This is a genomic window from Microcoleus sp. AS-A8, from assembly GCA_039962225.1.
GTDB lineage: Bacteria > Cyanobacteriota > Cyanobacteriia > Cyanobacteriales > Coleofasciculaceae > Allocoleopsis.
Window position 1 is genome coordinate 100,915 of sequence record JAMPKV010000003.1, and the last position, 19,718, is coordinate 120,632.

The window sequence follows — 19,718 nt, forward strand, 5'->3', positions numbered from 1 at the left end:
GAGCGTCGGCCCCATCCTGTGTAAAGTCTTCTTATATGTCAACTAGCGCTCAAGACCAACATTCTTTTGGTTCCCCTGCCAGTGGTATGACTCGGTCTTACACAAGTCCGCGAACGTTGTTCGGGATTGTGATGACCCTACTGGCAGGTGCCTGCTTAATCATTGCTCTCATCCCTTTATTTTTGGTTCTGTTCTACGTCCTCACTCAGGGGGCGAGTCGTCTGAATTTAGACTTATTTACCAAGCTGCCTCCGCCTCCAGGATTGAAGGGAGGAGGGGTTGGTAATGCCATTATTGGTACTTTGATGACGGTAGGAATTGGGACTCTGATTAGTCTACCGTTTGGCGTCTTAGCCGCTGTTTATTTATCAGAATTTAGCAAAGGTAAAACAGCTCGCTGGATTCGGTTTGCCACCAACGTTCTCGCTGGCGTGCCTTCCATCATTGCTGGCATATTTGCTTACGGGATTATCGTTGTCACCATGGGAGGATTCTCAGCCGTCGCGGGCGGCGTAGCCCTAGCGGTGCTAATGTTGCCCACGATTGTCCGAACGACCGATGAAGCGCTACAGATTGTTCCCCAAGATATCCGGTGGGCATCGGTGGGAGTGGGAGCGTCTAACTACCAAACTGTTCTAAGGATAGTCCTCCCAGCAGCAATACCTGCCATTATTACAGGCGTAACTCTGGCAATTGCTCGTGCCGCAGGCGAAACAGCCCCGTTAATTTTTACGGCGCTCAATTCACCCTTCTGGCCGCGAGGGATATGGAAGCCAACTCCATCTCTTTCTGTTTTAATCTATAACTTTGCTTCAGTGCCCTTTGAAGCCCAAAAGGAGCTGGCCTGGGCGGCGTCTTTTCTCCTAGTTGTCTTAATCTTACTGACCAGCATACTCGCTCGCTGGGCAACTCGTAAGAGCGTGTATTGAAGAAACGTCGAACTCAGAATCTTTAGGAATTAAGACGGTTAAGGAAGCAACATCAAAATGTGGTCAAGTCCCAATTCTTCACGAATTGTAGGCAACACCCAAAAAAACCATTTCTATTGGAATGTCAACTAAAAATTCAGGTGAGATTGTTATGACTTATAACCAGCAAAATACACAGCGAGATCGGTTTACTGTGGAGGAAACCGAAACCGTTCTACGGGTAGAAAAACTTGATATCTACTATGGTAAGTTTTTAGCGGTTCAGGATGTTACTATGAACATTCCTAAAAATCGCGTAACGGCTTTCATCGGCCCCTCTGGTTGTGGAAAAAGTACGTTGCTGCGATGCTTTAACCGCCTCAACGATTTAATTGATGGATTTCATATAGACGGAAAAGTTTATTACCATAAGCAAGACCTCTACGATAAAAGCATTGATCCAGTAGAGGTACGCAGGCGGATGGGTATGGTGTTCCAAAAACCCAATCCTTTTCCGAAATCAATTTATGACAATATTGCCTATGGGGCACGGGTGAATGGCTATAAAGGCAATTTGGATGAGTTAGTAGAGCGATCTTTACAGAAAGCTGCACTCTGGGATGAAGTCAAAGACAAACTGAAGCAAAACGGACTGGCACTATCCGGTGGACAGCAGCAACGTTTGTGTATTGCGCGTGCGATCGCGACCAATCCTGATGTTGTGCTGATGGATGAACCTTGCTCTGCCCTTGACCCCATCTCTACGCTCAAGGTCGAGGAGTTGATGCACCAGCTCAAGGAAAACTACACCATTGTGATTGTGACCCACAACATGCAACAGGCCACGCGGGTCGCGGATATGACCGCCTTTTTCAATGCGAAGGCAACAGATAAGGGTGGAAAACAGGGCTACTTGGTGGAATATGATCGCACCGAAAATATTTTCCAAAACCCACAACAAGAAGCCACTCGGGACTATGTGAGCGGACGGTTTGGGTAAACGACCCGATGTTCTGCTTCAGGAGAAGTGGGCTTGTGTGGTCAAAGGGGAATGCCTGAAATTGGACTTACATCCCCGCCCACAGAGCTAGACGGCAGTTCTATCCGTCTGAGGTGACTCAATAACGGCTCACTGTTCACTGTTACTGAGTCATCTGTATTACGCTAATCGTCATCTAAATTACATCACCGCATCTTTTGAGCAATCTGCATGATGCAACTTGAAGACAAATGAGTTTACGCCGCGACCTGAGGTTTTTGCACGGATTTGACCGCTGATTGAGCCAGCAGTTTACTGTACACAGAAGTGAGCCGATAAGCAACGCTCTCCCAACTCATGGCAATTTCCACCCGTTGCCGACCGATTTCACCTAATTGGTTTCCCCAAGCCGGATTGCTCAAGATACGGTCAATCGCTTGAGCAAAAGCCGCTTCATCTTGGGGTGGCACCAGTAATCCCGTGACTTCCGGCACGACCGTAAACTGCAACCCTCCCACTTTACTCGCCACAACAGGTGTAGCACAAGCCATGGCTTCAATCGCCACCAGCCCAAAGGGTTCATAATGGCTGGGAACCACACACACATTGGCGGCGGCATAGTAGCTGGGTAACTCGGCATCCGTGAGTCGTCCAGGGAAGGTAACGATCTCGTTTAAGCCGAGTTCTTGAACAATTGCTTTGATGCGATCGCACTCCATCCCATCACTCTGCCCTGGACGATAACCTCCTGCGATCATTAACCGCAAATCGGCATTGCCCTGCCACCTAGATTTAGCGATTGCCCTGACTAAGGTTTCAATTCCCTTGCGCTGATCAAATCGACCCACGTAGAGCACCACCTTGGCTTCCCGTGGAATCCCCAATTGTTGCCGTGCGTCTTGGCGTGCGATCGAACCCATCCGCTGAATATCCGTACCACAGGGAACGATTTCAATCATTCCTTTCCCAGAAACCAGATTTCGCATGTGTTCTTCTTCTTGAGGACTTGTCGCAATAATCCGATCGGCTGTTTCTAGACAAGCTTTTTCCACCGCTAAGCGCGTCGAAGCGATCGCGGGAAGATTACTCACACTACGATACTTAACAGCCCCTAACGAGTGGTAAGTATGCACCTGTTTCAAGGGTTGAAGTTTTTTCAGTTCCATCCCCACCCAAGAAGATAACCAGTAATTGGTATGGACTAAGGGATACTGGTATCCTTCTTGTTCCTGGAATGCCTGAAATTGCTTGACAAACTCTGGCAGGTAGCCAAAGGCATCATCTCGATTAATAAACTGAGCCGGTCCTGCCGTTAGTCGGATTGTTCGGCAATTCGGTGCATGTTGAACAATATTCGCTTGCTCAGGATCGATGCGGCGAGTAAACATATCCACACGCCATCCCTGTTTAGCCAGTGCTAATCCTACTTGACGCACATAAACGTTTTGCCCACCGGCCTCTTCTTGACCAATTTCTGCGGCTGGGTCGCCACTAACAGAAATCAACGCAAGACGGCCCTTGTCATTTATAAGCATGATAGATTTTTCACCCCATGAGTAGCGACCCTGCCTTGAACCCAGGAGGTACAATTGATTTTTCATCTTCTCAGAGTCAAGGACAGGTGCAACGAATCGGACTAGTACCAGCCAAGGACACTGACGAAAACACAAACATTAATTTGATAATGCTGAGCTTTCAGTCTCTTCTCGATGCCGACGGGGTTAGCTGACGGGCTAGGACTGAGAGATGTCCCTCTTCTTTACATCTCCATCATGAGGAAGAGATCATAGAAGATACGCCCCAGAAATGGTTCCCCCGTTCCAGTTTCAGCTTTATATATGTATGGGTGCCTTTATACCCCTGAAACTGAATTAGGCTGACTTACATGCAATACGCTTGAATTACATTAGACTATCATTGTATTGCGCTTTTTTGAATTAATCAATATCTCAATCGGTATTATTTTATAACAATTTATGACTAAATATTGCTATATTGTTTACTAAGAATTTTTAGGAACATCAATCTGAAAAGTCAAAAACAGTCACTGCTGTTTGATGAAGCAGAGAGTCAAAAGTCGGCTTCATACAGGAAAAGGCGATCCCCGAAAGCGTCAATCCAAGATACGATAAGTTTTAATTTTGAAAATCCGTTTGTTGTGAATCATGCTGATTAAGCGCTATATATCACGTTTGGTTGCCCTCGTTTTAGTTGTGGCGATTGGTCTTATGGGGTGTTCCTCAACCACTGTTTCCGGTTTGAGTGGAGATTACCGCCAGGATACGTTGACCTTATTGCAAAACTTGAGAACAGCCATTGAATTACCGGAGGGTACGCCCGACAAAGCAGAGGCTCAATCCAATGCGCGTCAAGCCATTAATGAGTTTGCCTCTCGCTATCGGCGAGATAGCTCAGTGACTAGCCTCAGCTCCTTCACCACGATGCGAACGGCCTTGAATTCTTTAGCCGGTCATTATAGCTCTTACCCGAACCGTCCCTTGCCACAGAAGTTAAAGAATCGCCTAGAACAGGAATTCCGGCAGGTCGAGAGTGCCCTCAAGCGAGGCGCTTAAGCTGATTGGCCTTTGAGTTGCATTGTAGTAGTTCGCCAGAACCCTGAGGGGACACTCTAGGTGTAACTGAGGTGACGATTCGTTGAGTACAGCTCGAATTGACACTTCTATGGGGCGTTAACGCGAACACGCACCTATCAATGGCACGGGTCATCACCCTTGTTTTTTATCCTTTAAGGGTTTGATCCGTCAAACCCTTCTTTTTTATTGGCGAAATCTCTGATACTATTTCTTTTTTTATCTGCTATGTAGGACTACGGGGTCATGAGTTAAGAGGTAGGAGAACAGAAGGTTGAAAGTTAGACGGTTACTGGAATCTGAAGCCGGACTTTCTGACCCATCAGCCCATCTGTCAGCTTAACTTGGAGAACCTTTGTAGTCACTCTTGAGTCAAATGGTATGAGCAATTGTCCGGAACGATTGGCAACAGAGCTGAAAGCGGAAAATAGCTGAACTCTATAATTGTCGATTTGTTAGCAGTCTGTGAAGACTGAGGACGCCCACTCTCTGTTCTTTTGTGGTGTTTGTAGGAATGTCTAACAGTTTTCTCCAAAAGGCGCGACAGCGGAGGCGTCTGCATCGCTATTTGGTTACCGCGCTCTTGACGAGTACTAGCCTAGTGAGCCAGTGTGGCTTGATGCAAAAAGTTCAGGCTCAAACAACGGCTTATTGTCAGTTGCCTAATGAGGCGATTTCCCAAAAAGAAAACTTACGTATTGGCGCTCTAAAAGGTAACTCAGACTCTGAAAAGCGCTACAAAGCCCTTGTCAAGCAACACGCGGATTACTTACGGCAATGTCGCTCTCGAACGTGGCCTAATAACCAGTCCATTTGGCTGCGATTATACCCCTGTGATGCTCGATCTGGAGCGATTGATGATATCCTCGACCGTCTGGTTAACCGAGGCTACAACCAGGTCAACGTTGAAGTGTTTTATGACGGTCAAGTGCTCTTACCGATGTCCGATAACCCAACAGCTTGGCCGTCCGTAGCGCGGACGCCAGGGACGGATAAAATCGACCTGTTAGCCCAGATGATCCAAAAAGGACATGAGCGGGGGATGCGGGTTTATGCCTGGATGTATACCATGAATTTTGGCTACTCCTACGCTCAGCGCCCAGAAACTCGAAAAATGCTAGCGCGCAATGGTCGGGGAGAAACGAGCTTGTCCTACGTCCCAGACGGTTCTCAAGCCTTCATTGACCCTTACAACATGCAAGCCAAGACAGACTACTACCAAATTGTTCAGGCTGTCTTGAAACGACGCCCGGATGGAATTTTATTCGATTACATTCGGTATCCGCGTGGCTCTGGGAGTGATTCTGTGGCTGCCAGAGTTGAGGATTTATGGATTTATGGTGATGCCGCCAAACAAGCTCTGTTTGACCGCGCGCTCAACAGCAAAGGACGAGATTTAATTCAGCGCTATATTAGCAAGGGTTCGATTAATGCTAGTGATTTGGCGAGTGTCAATCAACTTTATCCGGAGGAAGAGACTCCCCTGTGGCAAGGTCGTACTCCCTCACCGACAGACTCCTTAGCATCTCTGCAATGGCAACTGTGGCAGCTCAGCGTTGCTCACGCCGCTCAAGGCATCTTGGACTTTTTAAATCTAGCAACTCTGCCAGCCAAGCGTGCCGGGATCAAAGCGGGAGCCGTCTTTTTCCCGGATGGCAATCAAGCGGTGGGTCAAATGGGGTATGATTCTCGTCTACAACCTTGGGATCGATTCCCCAGTTCCTTGGAGTGGCATCCGATGTCCTATGGGGTCTGTGGCAGTACCAGATGCATTGATGATTTGGTCAAGCGAGTCATGAATCGGGCGTCCCCTGGTACTCAGGTGATACCTGCTTTGGCAGGAGATTGGGGCCGATCTGTTACCAATCGCCCATCCCTAGACGCTCAGATGAGGGCGCTCCGCCAAGAAGTCCCGCAGATTAACTCGGTGAGCCATTTTGCTTATTCGTGGCAAGACCCAGGCTTTGACCGCGATCGCAAATATTGCCGATTGGATTAAGGTGCTAAGTCAAGTATGAAATTACCTGGCCTCCACACTCTTCTATCAAGAGATGGGGGCCAGGTATGTATCGAGCTTTGTTTCATGCTTATATTCTTGAGCTGACTAATACCCAAGCTTCTGGTGATGCAATCTCAGCATTCGCTGGGCTACGTCAAAGGGTATATCAGCTTGCTCAAAATCCTTGAACCCAAATATTCTACTACTAATATTCATGAGTTGCCAGTAGCCTTCTTTTCGGATCAGAATCGCTTCTCCTCTAAGCTCTTCTATCGACCAAGTTACAATGGCATACGGCTCCTCAATTGTTACTTCTAGGAACCTAACCTTCTCTTGCTGTTCACCCCACTCATTGACCATATAATCAGTCACCGCTTCCTGGCTCTCTTTAATGGCTATATGTTGGGTTTCTGCCACTACAGATGCGTTCTTTAGCAATACTGTTAGCAAATTTAAATGAATATTTAAGTGGTAGATCATTGCTCCGAGTTGACGGATGTAATGAACCAATTTCTCATCAACATGAATTAACCCACAAAAATGTTCGTTTTCTATTTCATTATTTCTCTGTTCAAGATATTCGTTATATTCCCTAATCAATCTAAATATACTGTTATTTTGATTTTCCAGCATATAGACTATATATTCATCCACTAAGATTTGATGGGGAGGTAATTCATGAACTATTTTTTTGAATTTATCCTCATTAATAGGGGGAATTAAGGTATTCTTAAAAACTTTAATGTTCTTGTTTCCAAGAATATTAAGTTCACGACGAATAATCTGATCTGCTTTTCGTAAACTAAAAAATATATCGTCTACTTCAAGAGCCAGAGAAGACAAGAATATATTATCTTCTTTGTTCTGGATCTTCTCGTTATTTTGGAGCATTTGGTTCGTTCTACTCTTCATTTCGGGGATAAACAGTTGTTCTGTCATACAAGTTTTTGTTGGAACAAAACGGTTACTGCTCATAAATTTTTTAGTCATTATGTAGAGAAAAATTTGTCTTTATATGCTTTCTCTAGGTACTCAATCCTGAGAGTATCTATATAACCGTACAAATACTCTGTGTTAGCCCAACCTTTGTGGAGAGTTAACAGTAGTGAGTCTGATGCTCGTTTTAGGTTGCTGTGCTTTGTACATGCAGTTGGTTAGGATTACCTCTGGCACGACTCTGTTTGCAGAGCTTTGTTCCCCTATCGCGTAGGAGAAACTGTAGCCAAACTTAGGCGAAGAGCAAGAATCAGGGAGATAGCCTGAGGATTCTTCGTAGTAGCTCCTTCAGAGCTAGCTGTCTTTGAAGAAAGAGAAATATACTTTCCGAGGGTTCGCTATGCAACCGCTTCAACCACATTTCAGATAAAACTCCACAAATTCAGTACAGAATTGCCCAAGTTTATAGTTAACTAGGGATGATATAAGCCCTCACCATTCAGTGAAAAATTTCACTACGAACTACGGCAAAGCTGCATTTAGGACTCCAATCCTCGAAAGAATTGAAGATTGATTAAATTGAAGCTGAAAAAGTAGATAACCCTATATAAGCCCGTTGTGCTGATTGGGTAGCACACAATAAGCCGGAAAGCTGTACTTGCCAACCTACGGCTTAGATTCTGTAGATCTTTAACTTGTCATACAGCGTATGACTTGTATTACCTATGTGCATCCTATTGCAAATTGCTGACAACAGCAACAAATTCAAGGAAACTTTATTAAGTCTTTAACAATAGCCGAGTACAGACTTCTATCGGTTTGTAGTGAAATGACATTCTGCGGCAACCGGGTATACGCTTGGATTAAAGCTATATACCCAGGAAATAACTGAAAAGCGAGCGTAAGACAAACTGTAATACATAGTTGTTCCGCACTCGTGAGTCCTGAAGGAGCAAGCACGATTCAGTCGAGCCAAAGGGAGTAGCTACCACGTCAGCACAATGGCAATGCCGAAGGCCGCATGACCTTGTGGAGAGAAGAGAAAAAGCATCAATAATAATGGCTTGAAAGTTGGCGGTAATCACTTTAGGCGATAGCTGAAAGATATTACATTTCTTTACTTGACCGGGCTGGAGCCTTGAGCAGGAGCTTACCACTTCCCAGACTTGCCAAGAGATTCCAAGTTAAACTAAACCGCCTTGATGATTTTCACCGACACTGCAACCGCTATAGCTGCCACCGGAACGTCACAAAGCATCACAGCATTCGCATCCATCTTCGCGTGCTTACCAATACTCAGTGGATGAATAATTGTTGCACCTGCACCCATCAGGCTCTGCCGCAGAAATGAGTGGAGTTGTTGGAGATTCAAGGAATTTCAACCTTGTCTGTTGACTGTGTTGTTGACCTCATCTCCGTTTGAGTTTCAAAATCTAGGCTTGGGTCTTCTTTAAGCTGTTGCCAGAATCTCAGCCGTATAGTTTCTGGTTCGTTCCCATTGGATAATCAATCTGCTGATTAGCCTGATCGACTTAGAGAAATCCATCGGTTTTTTAGAATAAATGAACTCTTAACCTATCCTAAGTTTGTCAATCGTTTTTCTTATATCTTCTCTAAGGGTTACATTCGTTAATACAACGCTTTGCCTCCCTGTTTTTATGTACAATAGTTAGATTGTATATGCAACTATAAAAATAAACTATAAAGGAATTCTAACAAAGATTAAAAATTGAAATTTAAAGAGAAAATTATGAAAACAAAGTCTCTAAATAAGGAAATAGAAAGATTTTTATCGGTAGTTTTTTGGGGATTATTTTTTTACGGTCTATTTTTTATAATTTACTTTCCCAAAAGTGGGCTAGCTGAACAGGAAATAAAAGATGGAGATTACTGGGCCAGCCTGTGTGCATTACTAAAGACTGAAAAAAAATATGAAGAATCTCTGGCAGCTTGTGACCAAGCGCTCTTGATTAATTCCAAAGAGGCTGTCACTTGGACGAATAGAAGTGATGTCTTACTGAAGTTGAAAAAATATCCAGAAGCGTTAGTTTCAGCAGAGCAAGCGATTCGGATCAAATCAAACTACTCTTTGGCTTTGGTCGATCGCTGTCAAGCCCTATCTGAATTGGGAAGATACGAAGAAGCGATCGCAGCTTGTGACTTAGCCTTGCGAGGAGATGGTAATTGGGAAAAAAGTTCACCAGCACTCGCTTGGTATCATCGAGGTTTGGCACAGGCGAAGTTGAAACAGTATGAAGAGGCGATCGCGTCTTTTGACCTTGCTATAGAGATTAATCCAACTTACTCCCTAGCATGGGCTGATCGCTGCCAAGCCTTAGCGAATTTGGGTCGATACTCAGAAGCGCTGTCCTCTTGTGATCAAGCGGTGCGAACCGATGGAAAATGGGAAGATGGTTCTCCGGATTATGCCTGGTACAACCGAGGGATGGTGCTGAAAAAGTTGGGACGATATGAAGAAGCGATCGCGTCCTACGATAGAGCAATCGCCCTGAATCCCAATGATGCGACAACTTGGACTCATCACGGTTCCGTGCTAGAACTTTTGGGCAAACACGCCCAAGCCCTGACTTCCCAGGAATGGGCGGTTAAAATTAATCCCAAGTATTCTCTAGCGTTGGCTAACCAATGCGCGACATTCAACCGGTTGGGTGACTACGAAAAAGCGCTTGCCGCTTGTGAAAGTGCCTTGCAAGGGGATGGAAATTGGGGGGAAGAAAGCCAGGGTTTGGCTTGGGATCAGCGAGGAAATGCCCTCGCCGGACAGGGTAAACAGGAAGAAGCCCTCGCCTCTCATGAACGTGCGATCGCACTAAACAAAGACTATGCTGAAGCCTGGAACAACCGCAGCGTCACGCTGTGGTACATGGGACGATATGAGGATGCACTCGCCTCAACAGATCGCGCGGTGGAAATCAAACCGGAGTACTCTCAAGCTTGGTACAACCGAGGGCGAATCTTGAAGACGTTAAAACGGTATGCTGAGGCAGTTGAGGCTTATGATCGAGCGATCAAACATTGGGGAAATGGGGGCGATAACCGTGCGGCGGCAGATATTTGGGCGAACCGCAGCGTCGTCTTGTGGCATTTGCAACGATATCCAGAAGCCCTCGCCTCGACAGATCGTGCGATTGACATTAATCCCGATTCCTTCCAAGCTTGGTACAACCGAGGTATTGTACTGACAGCATTGGGACGCCAGCAAGAGGCACTTACCGCTTACGATCGAGCAATTCAGATTAATCCCAAGGACGCTAACATTTTAGCGGCTAAAGGCTTGGCATTAGCGAAGATTAAACGACTGCAAGAAGCGATCGCTACCTTTGAACAAGCTTTGAAACTTGACCCCAATAATGGAGTCGCTCAAGCTTATCGAGAGGCTCTCATGCAACAGTTGCAACAGTTGGAGCAAAAAAAGCCAAACGATTTGCCCAAGCCGATAAGATGATTAATCTTGCGCGATCGGTTTGACGACAACCCGACCATTCTCAACAACTGTGCAGTATTTTGGCCTGATTTTATCAGTACTCGCTGAATTTTGGTCAGCCAACGACTTGCAGTGGTCTATATTAGTTTGCTGTTGCTGATTCAAGGTAACCGCGCAACAAGCGGTGGTATTGGGAGACATATCGAGCCTAAATAAACTCTTAGTGTTATTCTCTCACCAATCTATCTTTATTGGCGTCCCTCAAAAAGGTGATGTGATGTTATTGCTGTAGCCATAAAGGTTAGGACTTTCTTTAACAGCCTAAACGACCACATAGCAGTAATAACCCTTCTGCCTTCTGTCCTCACTAAAGCTCCGGTTTGCCTTCTGCCTTTTGCCTTTTGCTATATCACCAAGGACTACCAATCATCGTAAAAGCAGACCAGTAATAAGGATGTGAAAATTCCTTATTATCGATTTCTGCTAATTCTGGCGGGAGAGGAATGGATTCACCCTGCCCAATGCCTCGGAGTTGCCCTTCTTCTATCCGCACTTGCCCTTTAATCATGGCAATTTGTGCCTGTCGCAATGCTTCTGCTTTAATCGGTGCCGTCTTCAACTGTTGATAAAATTCCGTGATTAGCCCCAACGTTCCCTCATCACTGACGTACCAAAGACTGGCGATGGCTGACTTCACACCCGCCGCCACCGCTAACCCACCAAAACCGAATTCAGCATCTTCATTTCCTAATGCTGTACGACAAGCACTTAAAACTAATAACTCAACGGGCGGATTATTCCATCCCATCTGTCGCAGTTGATCTAAGCGCAACTTGCTATCCGACAATTGAATATATGAATTTCTGGGAGCACCCAAATTAAATTCTCCGTGCGTTGCCAGGTGAATCACTCCAAATGGCGTTTGATCACGTTGTGCCTTTAAATTAGCCAGCGTGAACCCTTGGTTGAGGAATGATTTTCCCGTCCACAAGCCTTGAGAGGAGGATTGGTTTGCAGGTAGTAATTCCCGGTTTTCTGCTGCCAAGTTTTGTTTTCCAACTAGGGTAGATAACTCGATTGGCACCGCAGGTAAAGGGTCTTGCTCCGTAAATCTCGATGCCCCCATCGCCAAAACTTCAGTTGTTTTCACATCTCCATAACGGGTATCGGTGAGATTGATACTGGGAATTAAGCCGATACTGTATTTTTCTACTAAAAACTGTTTCCCATCGTATAACGCCGCCATTGGGATTGACCGGAGTCCCCCATCCATCGAAAATACCAATGTATCAATCTTTTTGGCTTTGAGTTCAGCTTCCAAGGGTTCAACTAGCCATTGATAGAGTTGTTTTGCTGTTTGTTGGTAGCCTGTTTTGCTTCTAGGTTCAGTGACTTGAGAGCGGAATTTTGCTGCTGTTTTGAGCAGGGTATCTTTATTCGCTTGGTAGACAGTTTTGAGCAGCGGTTTATCTTTAGGAGTGACCAAGATTAGTTGTAATTGATCGGGTTGGGTAAACACATAAATAACGGCTGGTGTTTTACCCGTATTGGTGGCAATATCACTGAGGACAGCCTGAGTTTGTTCCACCGAGCCTGACTCACCGGTATCACTCGTAAGATTGCCCTCAAAGTGATTCTGAAACTCTTGCATTCTCAGTTGCTCAACCAGTGCGATCGCTTTTTCGACTTGTCCGTCACTGATGGCCTGGTCAATATCTTCCCGCACAATGGATGTTGTATTGAGTAAAACGATCGCTGATGCACTAATCGTATTTATCCCTTGAGGAGCAATATTTTCTCCCTGAATGTCTTTTGGGACTCGATTGGTGTCTGGTTTGGGTGAGGGTGAGGGTGTTGCTGGTAGCAGCGTTGGCGGCTGGGGGGATGGTGGTGGGTTCTGAGTAATGATTTGAATGTTGCCTTGGGTGTATGCACCAGGAAAGGATTGCAAGGGCAAAATCGAATTGGCTGAACCTGTTGTGATGGCACCCGCCGTGCCGTTGATTGTTGCATCGCCCACATTAAAGGGAATGTCTCTTGCTCCCCCGTCGTGCCGGATGATGATATCGCCACTTCCTGTTCCTCCGGCAGTGGAAATGCTGGCGTTTATGCCATTGCGATCGCTAAAAATCCCCACAGCCCGGAAAAACTGATTGGTAGTAATGTCAACTGTTCCCCCCTTGCCAGATGTACCGCCTTGTGCATTAATCGAGTCAACTTGGATATCTCCAATCGGATCGAGCAAGACATTGCCGCCATCTCCTGTAACGGCACTGGAGTTGAGCTGTCCAGCCGTAATTTGCTGCTGAGCAATGACGGTGATATTTCCACCGCGTGTGTTGCCTGAAGCATCCAGGTTAGCGCTATTAATAATCCCTGTTTGGCTGTTGAGGGTAATATCGCCACCAGCACCAGTATCCGAATGAGAAGTGAGGTTATTGGTGGTGATGTTATCTAGGGCTGAAAGTGAGATGACTCCTCCATTAGCTGTAGTAGAACTAGAGTCTAGAATGCCTGCACTGGTGTCAATCGTGCCATTGCTACTGATGATGGTAATTCCAGGATTAGCGGTAATGTTACTCGTGGTGATGTTTTGATTTGCTTTTAGGGTAATTGAGGCATTATCTAATCCGGTAATTGCACCTGTGGCGTTGATGGTGCCTGCTCCTTGAGGTGCTTGAATGGTTACTGGGTCAAAGAAGGTAACTGGATTGAGGATATTGATGGCACCACTGCTGTTAGCGCCTCCAATGGTGATGGAGTTAAAGCCATTTTGCAAAGCAGCGATGTCTGCTGTCGTGATGTCTAAGGTTCCCGTACCGCTATCGGTAGCACCTGCGATCGCAATATTTTGACTAGGTGTAAAGGGTTGAAGGACAAGGTTACTAGCACCTGTTACAGAATTAGCACCCCCGGCAAAGTTAATCTCATCTGCGGTGAGTGTCAGTGCATTGCTCCCTGTTGCCAAACTGGAGTTAAAGCCAATCGTGCCAGTTCCAGCATTAAATGTGGCATTACCTGTTACTTTAACAGGTTGGTCGAAGGTGAGATTGTTGTTAGCGATTGTTATATCACTGCCGACAAATACTTGGGAGCCATTACCACCCGTAACGTTCAAGTTCCCTAAGGGATTAATTCCTCCTACCGCATCGCCTAAGGTGACTGTACCCGTTCCTACCGTCAAATTCAGAGATTGAACACCGGGAGTTGTACCGTTAATCGTACTGGAAAAATTGATGTTCCCTGCACCTAAGCCATCAGATATACCAGTAGTAATGCTTGTATTATTGTTAGCGAGGGTTACTGGGCCAGACAGAGTAATGTCACCACCGTTAGGATTAGGGCTGTAGCCGTAGTAAGAGCTTCCCATAGCGGTCAGATTACCGAGAGTAATGCCACCAGGAGCAGTAATATTGATGTCTCCTCCACCGTAGTAGTCGTCGCCAGTGTCGATTGTGGTGGCGCTGGTGTTGATTTGATTGCTAATTAGGGTGAGGTTGTTTCCATTGGTTCTGATATCGCCTGGAGTTGTTGTGATTGAACCTGCCCCAGTTGAAGTTTGAATGATGGTTGGGTTATCGAAAGTAACTGGGTTCAGTGTAATATCACCACTGCCATTACTCCGTCCAATTGTGAGAGAAGTGAAGCCACCTCCGATTGCAGCGAGATCCGTTGCAAGCAAATCTAAGGTTCCAACACCGCTATCTGTAGCCCCTCCAATTGCGATCGCTTGACTGGGTGTGAAGGGTTGTAGTGATAGCGTTCCATTCCCCTGGACGAAAGCGCCTTGTGCAAAGTTAATCTCATTGCTGGTGAGGCTAATATTGCCAGTTCCAGACAAGCCTCTAGAGTTGATGTCTCCTGTGGTAATGCTGATAGGAGCGCTGAGATCGATATTACCGCCATTGCCAAAAGGAGAACTGGTATTTAAAATACCTGCACTGGTATCAATAACCCCACTGTTACTAATAATGCTAATTCCTGGATTAGCGGTAATGTTGCCTGTTGTAATGTTATTGTTCGCCCTTAAGGTAATCGAGGCATTATCTAAGCCAAAAATTGCTCCTGTTGCAGTGATTGAACCAGTTCCCACTGGTGCTTGAATGATGACTGGGTCGTTAAACGTGACTGGATTGACTACAGTGATAGTACCACTGCTGTCAGCTCCTCCAATAACGATGGAGCTAAAACCATTTTGCAAGGCAGCAAGGGTTACCGCTGTAAGTCGCAAAGCATCCGCTTGGCCAGAGCCAGCAATCTCGATATTTCGATTGGGTGTTGCAGGCGCAAGCACAAGGGAACCTGTACCCCTTACCGAATTGTTTCCCCCTTCAAAACCAATACTTCTGTTTGTCTTTAAAGTCAGTGTGTTGCTGCCTATATCCAAGGTGGAATTAAAGAAGATTCCAAACGAAACTCCTGAAGAGAATGTTGCATTGTTAGTTAAGGTGACTGGACCTTGAAAGCTAATTAGTCTGCTGTCGTTATCACCACCAGTAATGATGTCGCCCCCCACAGAAACTGCACCCGTACCCGTTTGCCGAAACGCTCCGTAGGCTCTAATGTTTCCAGCCGTTGTTAGCACTCCGGTATGATTGACATCCACTGCTCCCCTCACTCCTCCACTATCATTATTACCAACATTAACGGAGCCATTGAAATTCACATTGTTGGCACTGTCAATCTGTAAGCCAAATAGCGGATTGACACTACCTACAGCATTATCCAATGTAATATTGCCCCCTCCTGCGGCTAGGACTAAGCGGCCTGTACCTGTTGCAGCGCTATCAACGGTGCCATTAATAATGATGTCGCCTGTAGTAGAACCATTAGTAAAAGTTGTAGCAGCAGGGAGAAGTACCGACCCGTTCAAGCGGATGTTGTTGTTTGTGGTAGTGATATTGCCAGGGGTAATGGTGTTTCGGGCATCAAGTGTAACTGAGCTACCAGCCGCATTAATTTGCCCAGTTGAAATTGAGCCACCGGGTAATGAGGTGTTAGGATTGTACTGATTTGTTAGAAAGACGACTCCTCCGTTATTAGTAATATTGCCGATCGAAATATTTGCACTTGTTGGAGTACCTCCAGTCCCAGGAACTCCCGGAGTAAAACCACCACCGCCGATAATGCCAGGAGTACCAAACGCAGTAGTTCCTGCTCGAATATCGAGGGTAGGTTGAGTTGCGCCATTAATGGCAAGCACTGTTCCATCGGATAAGGTAACGTTTTCAGCAAGTCCGTATACAGCATCAACACCTGTAATCGTGACGTTACCTGTAATCGTCACACTACCTCCTGCAAAAATGTGCAGTGAGGCTCCTGTGTAACTGGCGAAATTAACATCACCACTGGCGCGAATCACTGGATCATAAGGACTAAACAGATTTCCTAAACTCCCATCCAATGTTTCAATCCAAAAATTGCCGCCAGAGAAGTAATGAGCATCACCTCCTACAGTATTCGTGGAGCGTAGCACCATATCTCCGCCAGAGAACAACCCACTCGCCGGATTATTCAAAGCAAAAATATCAATGTTTTGATTCCCTTGAACTAACAGCTTCCCCCCAGCTTGGACAATAACAGGACTTGTCACACTGTCCCGCACCCGCACCGTATCCTGTGCCAGCAAATTCAAGTCTCCCGTCGTGGTTAGCCTAGAATCAACTAACGTCAAGTTGTTGTTAGCTGTCAGTGTCGCCTCTTGAGCTGTGACATTCTTAGCTACGACATCGCCATTTTCGATGATGATGTCAGAACCTGTGAGCACTGCCTGTCCATTGGCGTTCACAGAGAGTCCCGTAGCATTACCCCCACCCCCACCCGTCAGGAGTTGGGGCAGGGATAAAACAGGCAATGTCCACGGAGTGGGTGAATTGCTCCCCGATGCAGGAGGTAGAACCTCTAAACTTAATACAGACCCTGCTTGGCTCAGGCGAACCAGACTAGTTCCTGGTACGGCTGCCATCCTGATTTGCCCTGATGGAGCATTAACTTGCCCCGTACTCACAACCGTGCCACCCAAGAGCATCAGATCTTTTCCTGCACCTACCGCTAAGTTGCCGGAGTTAACAATGCTGCCCGGTTGAGATGTGGTGAAAGCAAAGGCATTAGGCGTATCGTTTAACTGGGTGTAATCATTGGTACCCGCCGCATTAAACCAGCCATCACCAATCCCAATACTCGTGGCTGTTGTAGCAACAAAAGATGCCGGAACATTCAAGCTGGCATTGGAGCCAAAGATAATTCCTGCTGGATTCATCAGATACAGATTGGCTTGGCTACCACTGACTTGGATGAGTCCATTAATATTAGAGGCATTCCCACTCACCACCCGACCCAAGATATTCTGAATAGTCGGATTTGACTGGAAATTAGCAGTTTGTCCCGTATCAACGTCAAATTGGGAAAAACTATGGAAGAGGTTGCCTCCATTAGAAGAGGTTTGTCCTCCAGTTATGTCCAATTGATTACCCGTCGTGTTCACCAGGGTATTCGTGCCATCAGCCGCAGGAAGAATTTGTGCTAAAGCCGGTGTGACACTGATTGCTCCTAGTAGGGGAAGTGCAGCTAGTGCATGACTAAGGTTCTTCGCTAGGGATTGGATGAAGCGTTTACCCATTCCCGAAACCCGCCCGGAGTTTAAACTCCGGGCTAATAGCTCAAGTCCATTGAAATGGACTAAAATCGCCCGATCTCTTGCAGTCGGTTGAAACCGACTTTGGCTACTCGCTGTGGAATTGATTCCCTGGCGGGTTTGGAGAGAATGAATCAGCCCTGTCTGAACAAGGGGGGCTATGTGTAAGTTCTGACTGGGTTGGGTGGAGAACTCAGCACCATTGAGCAATGTTACCGGAAAGTTGTCGGCATGTTGGCGGCGCTGGCGTGCCTGCTTGATGGCAACGAGTGCAAAGCGATTTTGCTCGGCTTTTTGCTGCTGGGAGATGCTCTCTCGGTGAACGCGGTAGTAGTAGAGTGGCTTACTCACCCGTTGTACCTGCGTTACTTCTGAGAGTCGCAGGCATAATTCATAATCCTCGCTGACGTAAAACGATTCATTAATACCTCCCACTTGCTCGAATACCGTGCGGCGAATTAGCCGAAAGTGGAAAGTCATGAATTTTCGCAGCAGTCCGGCTGGGGAATAGGGCAAGCGGCAGCGATTTCCGTAATCGGTGACTTCACCGCGTTCGTTCATCACCAAATAGTCGGTATAAACTAAACCCGTGGCTGAATGAGCCTCAAGTACGGCGGCTGTCTCTTCCAGTGCTGTCGGTGCTAGGATATCGTCACTGTCTACGAAGCCAATGTAAGTGCCTGTTGTGTGTGCGATCGCATCCTTTAGCGCACGTCCTCGTCCTTGATGTTGCGCCGCTACCACTGTTACCCGCGCATCTTGCCTCGCGTAGTTTTGAGCAATCTCTACAGAACGATCTGTAGAACCATCATCCCAAACCACTAACTCCAAGTCGCCACGAGTTTGTGCCAGAACACTTTCAATCGCAGCGCCTAGATAACGCTCCCGGTTGTAAACAGTGATAACGAGGGAAATCGGCACTAGCATAATTAATGTTCCAGCTAAAACTCAAGAGGACTGAGCCAAGGAAAAGGAGTAGAGCACACCGATAAACATTCTGTAGCTATCCTTACAGGATGAAGCGACGTTGGTACAGTACATCCTGGCAGGGGCTTTGAGAACTAGACTTTTGGCGAATCAAGCCATACTCCCATGAGGGTTAAGGTGGATTCTATAGATTGCCTTAACGGAATGAACACAGGATTATCGTCTTGATTTAGAGTAGACCAAGCTGGAAGAGAGCCTGTAATACAGCTTAAGGAAGTGTACTGTGTCCAAAATTGTATCGATTCACTCGTTTCGGGGAGGAACTGGCAAATCAAACTCAACAGCAAATCTCGCTGCGCTTGTTGCCCGTTCGGGAAAGCGAGTAGGTATTGTTGACACGGATATCCAATCCCCAGGGATTCATGTTCTTTTTGGTTTCAATGACGAGAAAATAAAATACACCCTCAACGATTACTTGTGGGGCAACTGTGCGATCGAAGAAACAGCCTATGACGTTAGTTCGGTTTTAAAAGAAAAAGCCAGTCAACGTAACAAAATTTATCTGATTCCCTCTAGTATCAAAGCTCGTGATATTACCCGAATCCTGCGGGAAGGCTTTGATTTTGGCATGTTAAATGATGGTTTCCAAGACCTAATTGATGAGCTTGAATTGGATTATTTGTTTATTGATACCCATCCCGGTTTAAATGAAGAAACCTTACTCTCTCTCACGATTTCCGATATACTGGTTCTGATTTTGCGTCCCGATAATCAAGACTTTCAAGGCACTGCTGTCACTGTCGAAGTAGCCCGTAAGCTGCAAGTCCCTAAAATGTTACTCCTGATTAATAAGGCGTTACCAGCCTTAGATTTTGATGCCTTACGACAACAGGTAGAGAAAATTTACAATGCTCCAGTGGCGGGAATCTTGCCCCTTTCCGAAGAGATGGTGCAACTCGCCAGCAGCGATCTCTTTTGCCTACGCTACCCCAACCACCCGATTAGCCAGGAGATGCAAAAAGTTGCTAAGCAAATTATGCAATCTAACTGAATAGCACTAAAATCAGCACATATCTGTTAGCCTGATATCTTGTCTCCTGGTTAGTCGCCGTAGAGTGAGCCATACCTACCCATGCTATGGCTGGATTGTTTCAGAGTTTAGACACGGCCTACCTTACATTAATCCAGTCTCTTAGGAAGGGTACAAGATATCAGTGAATGGAAGGGTATAAAACGGGTAGCCAGTGGCTGCCTAATTTTTCATTGAATTTAGTACACATCGCCAAGATCACTGGACAT

General features: G+C 46.2%; 11 protein-coding genes and 1 riboswitch. Of the genes, 6 read left to right on the plus strand and 5 right to left on the minus strand.

From position 1 onward, the window contains the following. The first annotated feature begins 35 nt into the window (after positions 1–35). Positions 36–929, plus strand: coding sequence for a phosphate ABC transporter permease PstA (pstA, locus tag NDI48_05985; protein MEP0830758.1), 894 nt, complete (start codon positions 36–38; stop codon positions 927–929). A 151-nt stretch (positions 930–1,080) separates the two neighbouring features. Further along, the gene (pstB, locus tag NDI48_05990; GenBank protein ID MEP0830759.1) at positions 1,081–1,908 is read left to right on the plus strand and encodes a phosphate ABC transporter ATP-binding protein PstB; all 828 of its coding nucleotides are present in this window, start codon (positions 1,081–1,083) and stop codon (positions 1,906–1,908) included. Between the two features lie 236 nt (positions 1,909–2,144). Here the strand turns inward: pstB and NDI48_05995 are convergent, their stop codons facing one another. Beyond that, positions 2,145–3,422: a glycosyltransferase family 1 protein gene (locus NDI48_05995; GenBank protein ID MEP0830760.1), complete on the minus strand. Its 1,278-nt coding sequence runs from the start codon at positions 3,420–3,422 to the stop codon at positions 2,145–2,147. A 160-nt stretch (positions 3,423–3,582) separates the two neighbouring features. Beyond that, positions 3,583–3,729, minus strand: a riboswitch (cyclic di-AMP (ydaO/yuaA leader). Between the two features lie 329 nt (positions 3,730–4,058). Between NDI48_05995 and psb27 the strand changes: the two genes are divergently transcribed. Together psb27 and NDI48_06005 are read left to right on the plus strand one after the other, a co-directional pair. Then, the gene (psb27, locus tag NDI48_06000; GenBank protein ID MEP0830761.1) at positions 4,059–4,460 is read left to right on the plus strand and encodes a photosystem II protein Psb27; all 402 of its coding nucleotides are present in this window, start codon (positions 4,059–4,061) and stop codon (positions 4,458–4,460) included. Positions 4,461–4,992: 532 nt separating this feature from the next. Further along, complete coding sequence (locus NDI48_06005; protein MEP0830762.1) at positions 4,993–6,477, plus strand: family 10 glycosylhydrolase; 1,485 nt, start codon at positions 4,993–4,995, stop codon at positions 6,475–6,477. Between the two features lie 105 nt (positions 6,478–6,582). On the opposite strand, the gene NDI48_06010 is transcribed toward NDI48_06005, so the two are convergent. Both NDI48_06010 and NDI48_06015 read right to left on the minus strand, forming a co-directional pair. After that, positions 6,583–7,416, minus strand: coding sequence for a hypothetical protein (locus NDI48_06010; protein ID MEP0830763.1), 834 nt, complete (start codon positions 7,414–7,416; stop codon positions 6,583–6,585). A gap of 1,186 nt (positions 7,417–8,602) precedes the next feature. Beyond that, positions 8,603–8,785 (minus strand): hypothetical protein, encoded by a 183-nt coding sequence (locus tag NDI48_06015; protein MEP0830764.1) that lies wholly within the window; start codon positions 8,783–8,785, stop codon positions 8,603–8,605. 378 nt (positions 8,786–9,163) lie between these two features. On the opposite strand from NDI48_06015, the gene NDI48_06020 reads away from it, so the two are divergent. Beyond that, a complete protein-coding gene (locus NDI48_06020) occupies positions 9,164–10,879 on the plus strand; it encodes a tetratricopeptide repeat protein (protein ID MEP0830765.1) in 1,716 nt (571 codons plus the stop codon). Here the strand turns inward: NDI48_06020 and NDI48_06025 are convergent, their stop codons facing one another. Next, positions 10,880–11,059 (minus strand): hypothetical protein, encoded by a 180-nt coding sequence (locus tag NDI48_06025; GenBank protein ID MEP0830766.1) that lies wholly within the window; start codon positions 11,057–11,059, stop codon positions 10,880–10,882. Between the two features lie 208 nt (positions 11,060–11,267). After that, the gene (locus NDI48_06030) at positions 11,268–18,419 is read right to left on the minus strand and encodes a CHAT domain-containing protein (GenBank protein MEP0830767.1); all 7,152 of its coding nucleotides are present in this window, start codon (positions 18,417–18,419) and stop codon (positions 11,268–11,270) included. A gap of 283 nt (positions 18,420–18,702) precedes the next feature. On the opposite strand from NDI48_06030, the gene NDI48_06035 reads away from it, so the two are divergent. Then, the gene (locus tag NDI48_06035; protein ID MEP0830768.1) at positions 18,703–19,470 is read left to right on the plus strand and encodes a MinD/ParA family protein; all 768 of its coding nucleotides are present in this window, start codon (positions 18,703–18,705) and stop codon (positions 19,468–19,470) included. Positions 19,471–19,718: the final 248 nt, after the last annotated feature.

What these genes read in the sequence shown, in the direction of transcription:
- pstA (MEP0830758.1), top strand. Translation starts at nt 36, where the DNA reads ATGTCAACTAGCGCTCAAGACCAACATTCTTTTGGTTCCCCTGCCAGT.
- pstB (MEP0830759.1), top strand. Translation starts at nt 1,081, where the DNA reads ATGACTTATAACCAGCAAAATACACAGCGAGATCGGTTTACTGTGGAG.
- NDI48_05995 (MEP0830760.1), bottom strand. Translation starts at nt 3,422, where the DNA reads ATGCTTATAAATGACAAGGGCCGTCTTGCGTTGATTTCTGTTAGTGGC.
- NDI48_06005 (MEP0830762.1), top strand. Translation starts at nt 4,993, where the DNA reads ATGTCTAACAGTTTTCTCCAAAAGGCGCGACAGCGGAGGCGTCTGCAT.
- NDI48_06010 (MEP0830763.1), bottom strand. Translation starts at nt 7,416, where the DNA reads ATGACAGAACAACTGTTTATCCCCGAAATGAAGAGTAGAACGAACCAA.
- NDI48_06020 (MEP0830765.1), top strand. Translation starts at nt 9,164, where the DNA reads ATGAAAACAAAGTCTCTAAATAAGGAAATAGAAAGATTTTTATCGGTA.
- NDI48_06025 (MEP0830766.1), bottom strand. Translation starts at nt 11,059, where the DNA reads ATGTCTCCCAATACCACCGCTTGTTGCGCGGTTACCTTGAATCAGCAA.
- NDI48_06030 (MEP0830767.1), bottom strand. Translation starts at nt 18,419, where the DNA reads ATGCTAGTGCCGATTTCCCTCGTTATCACTGTTTACAACCGGGAGCGT.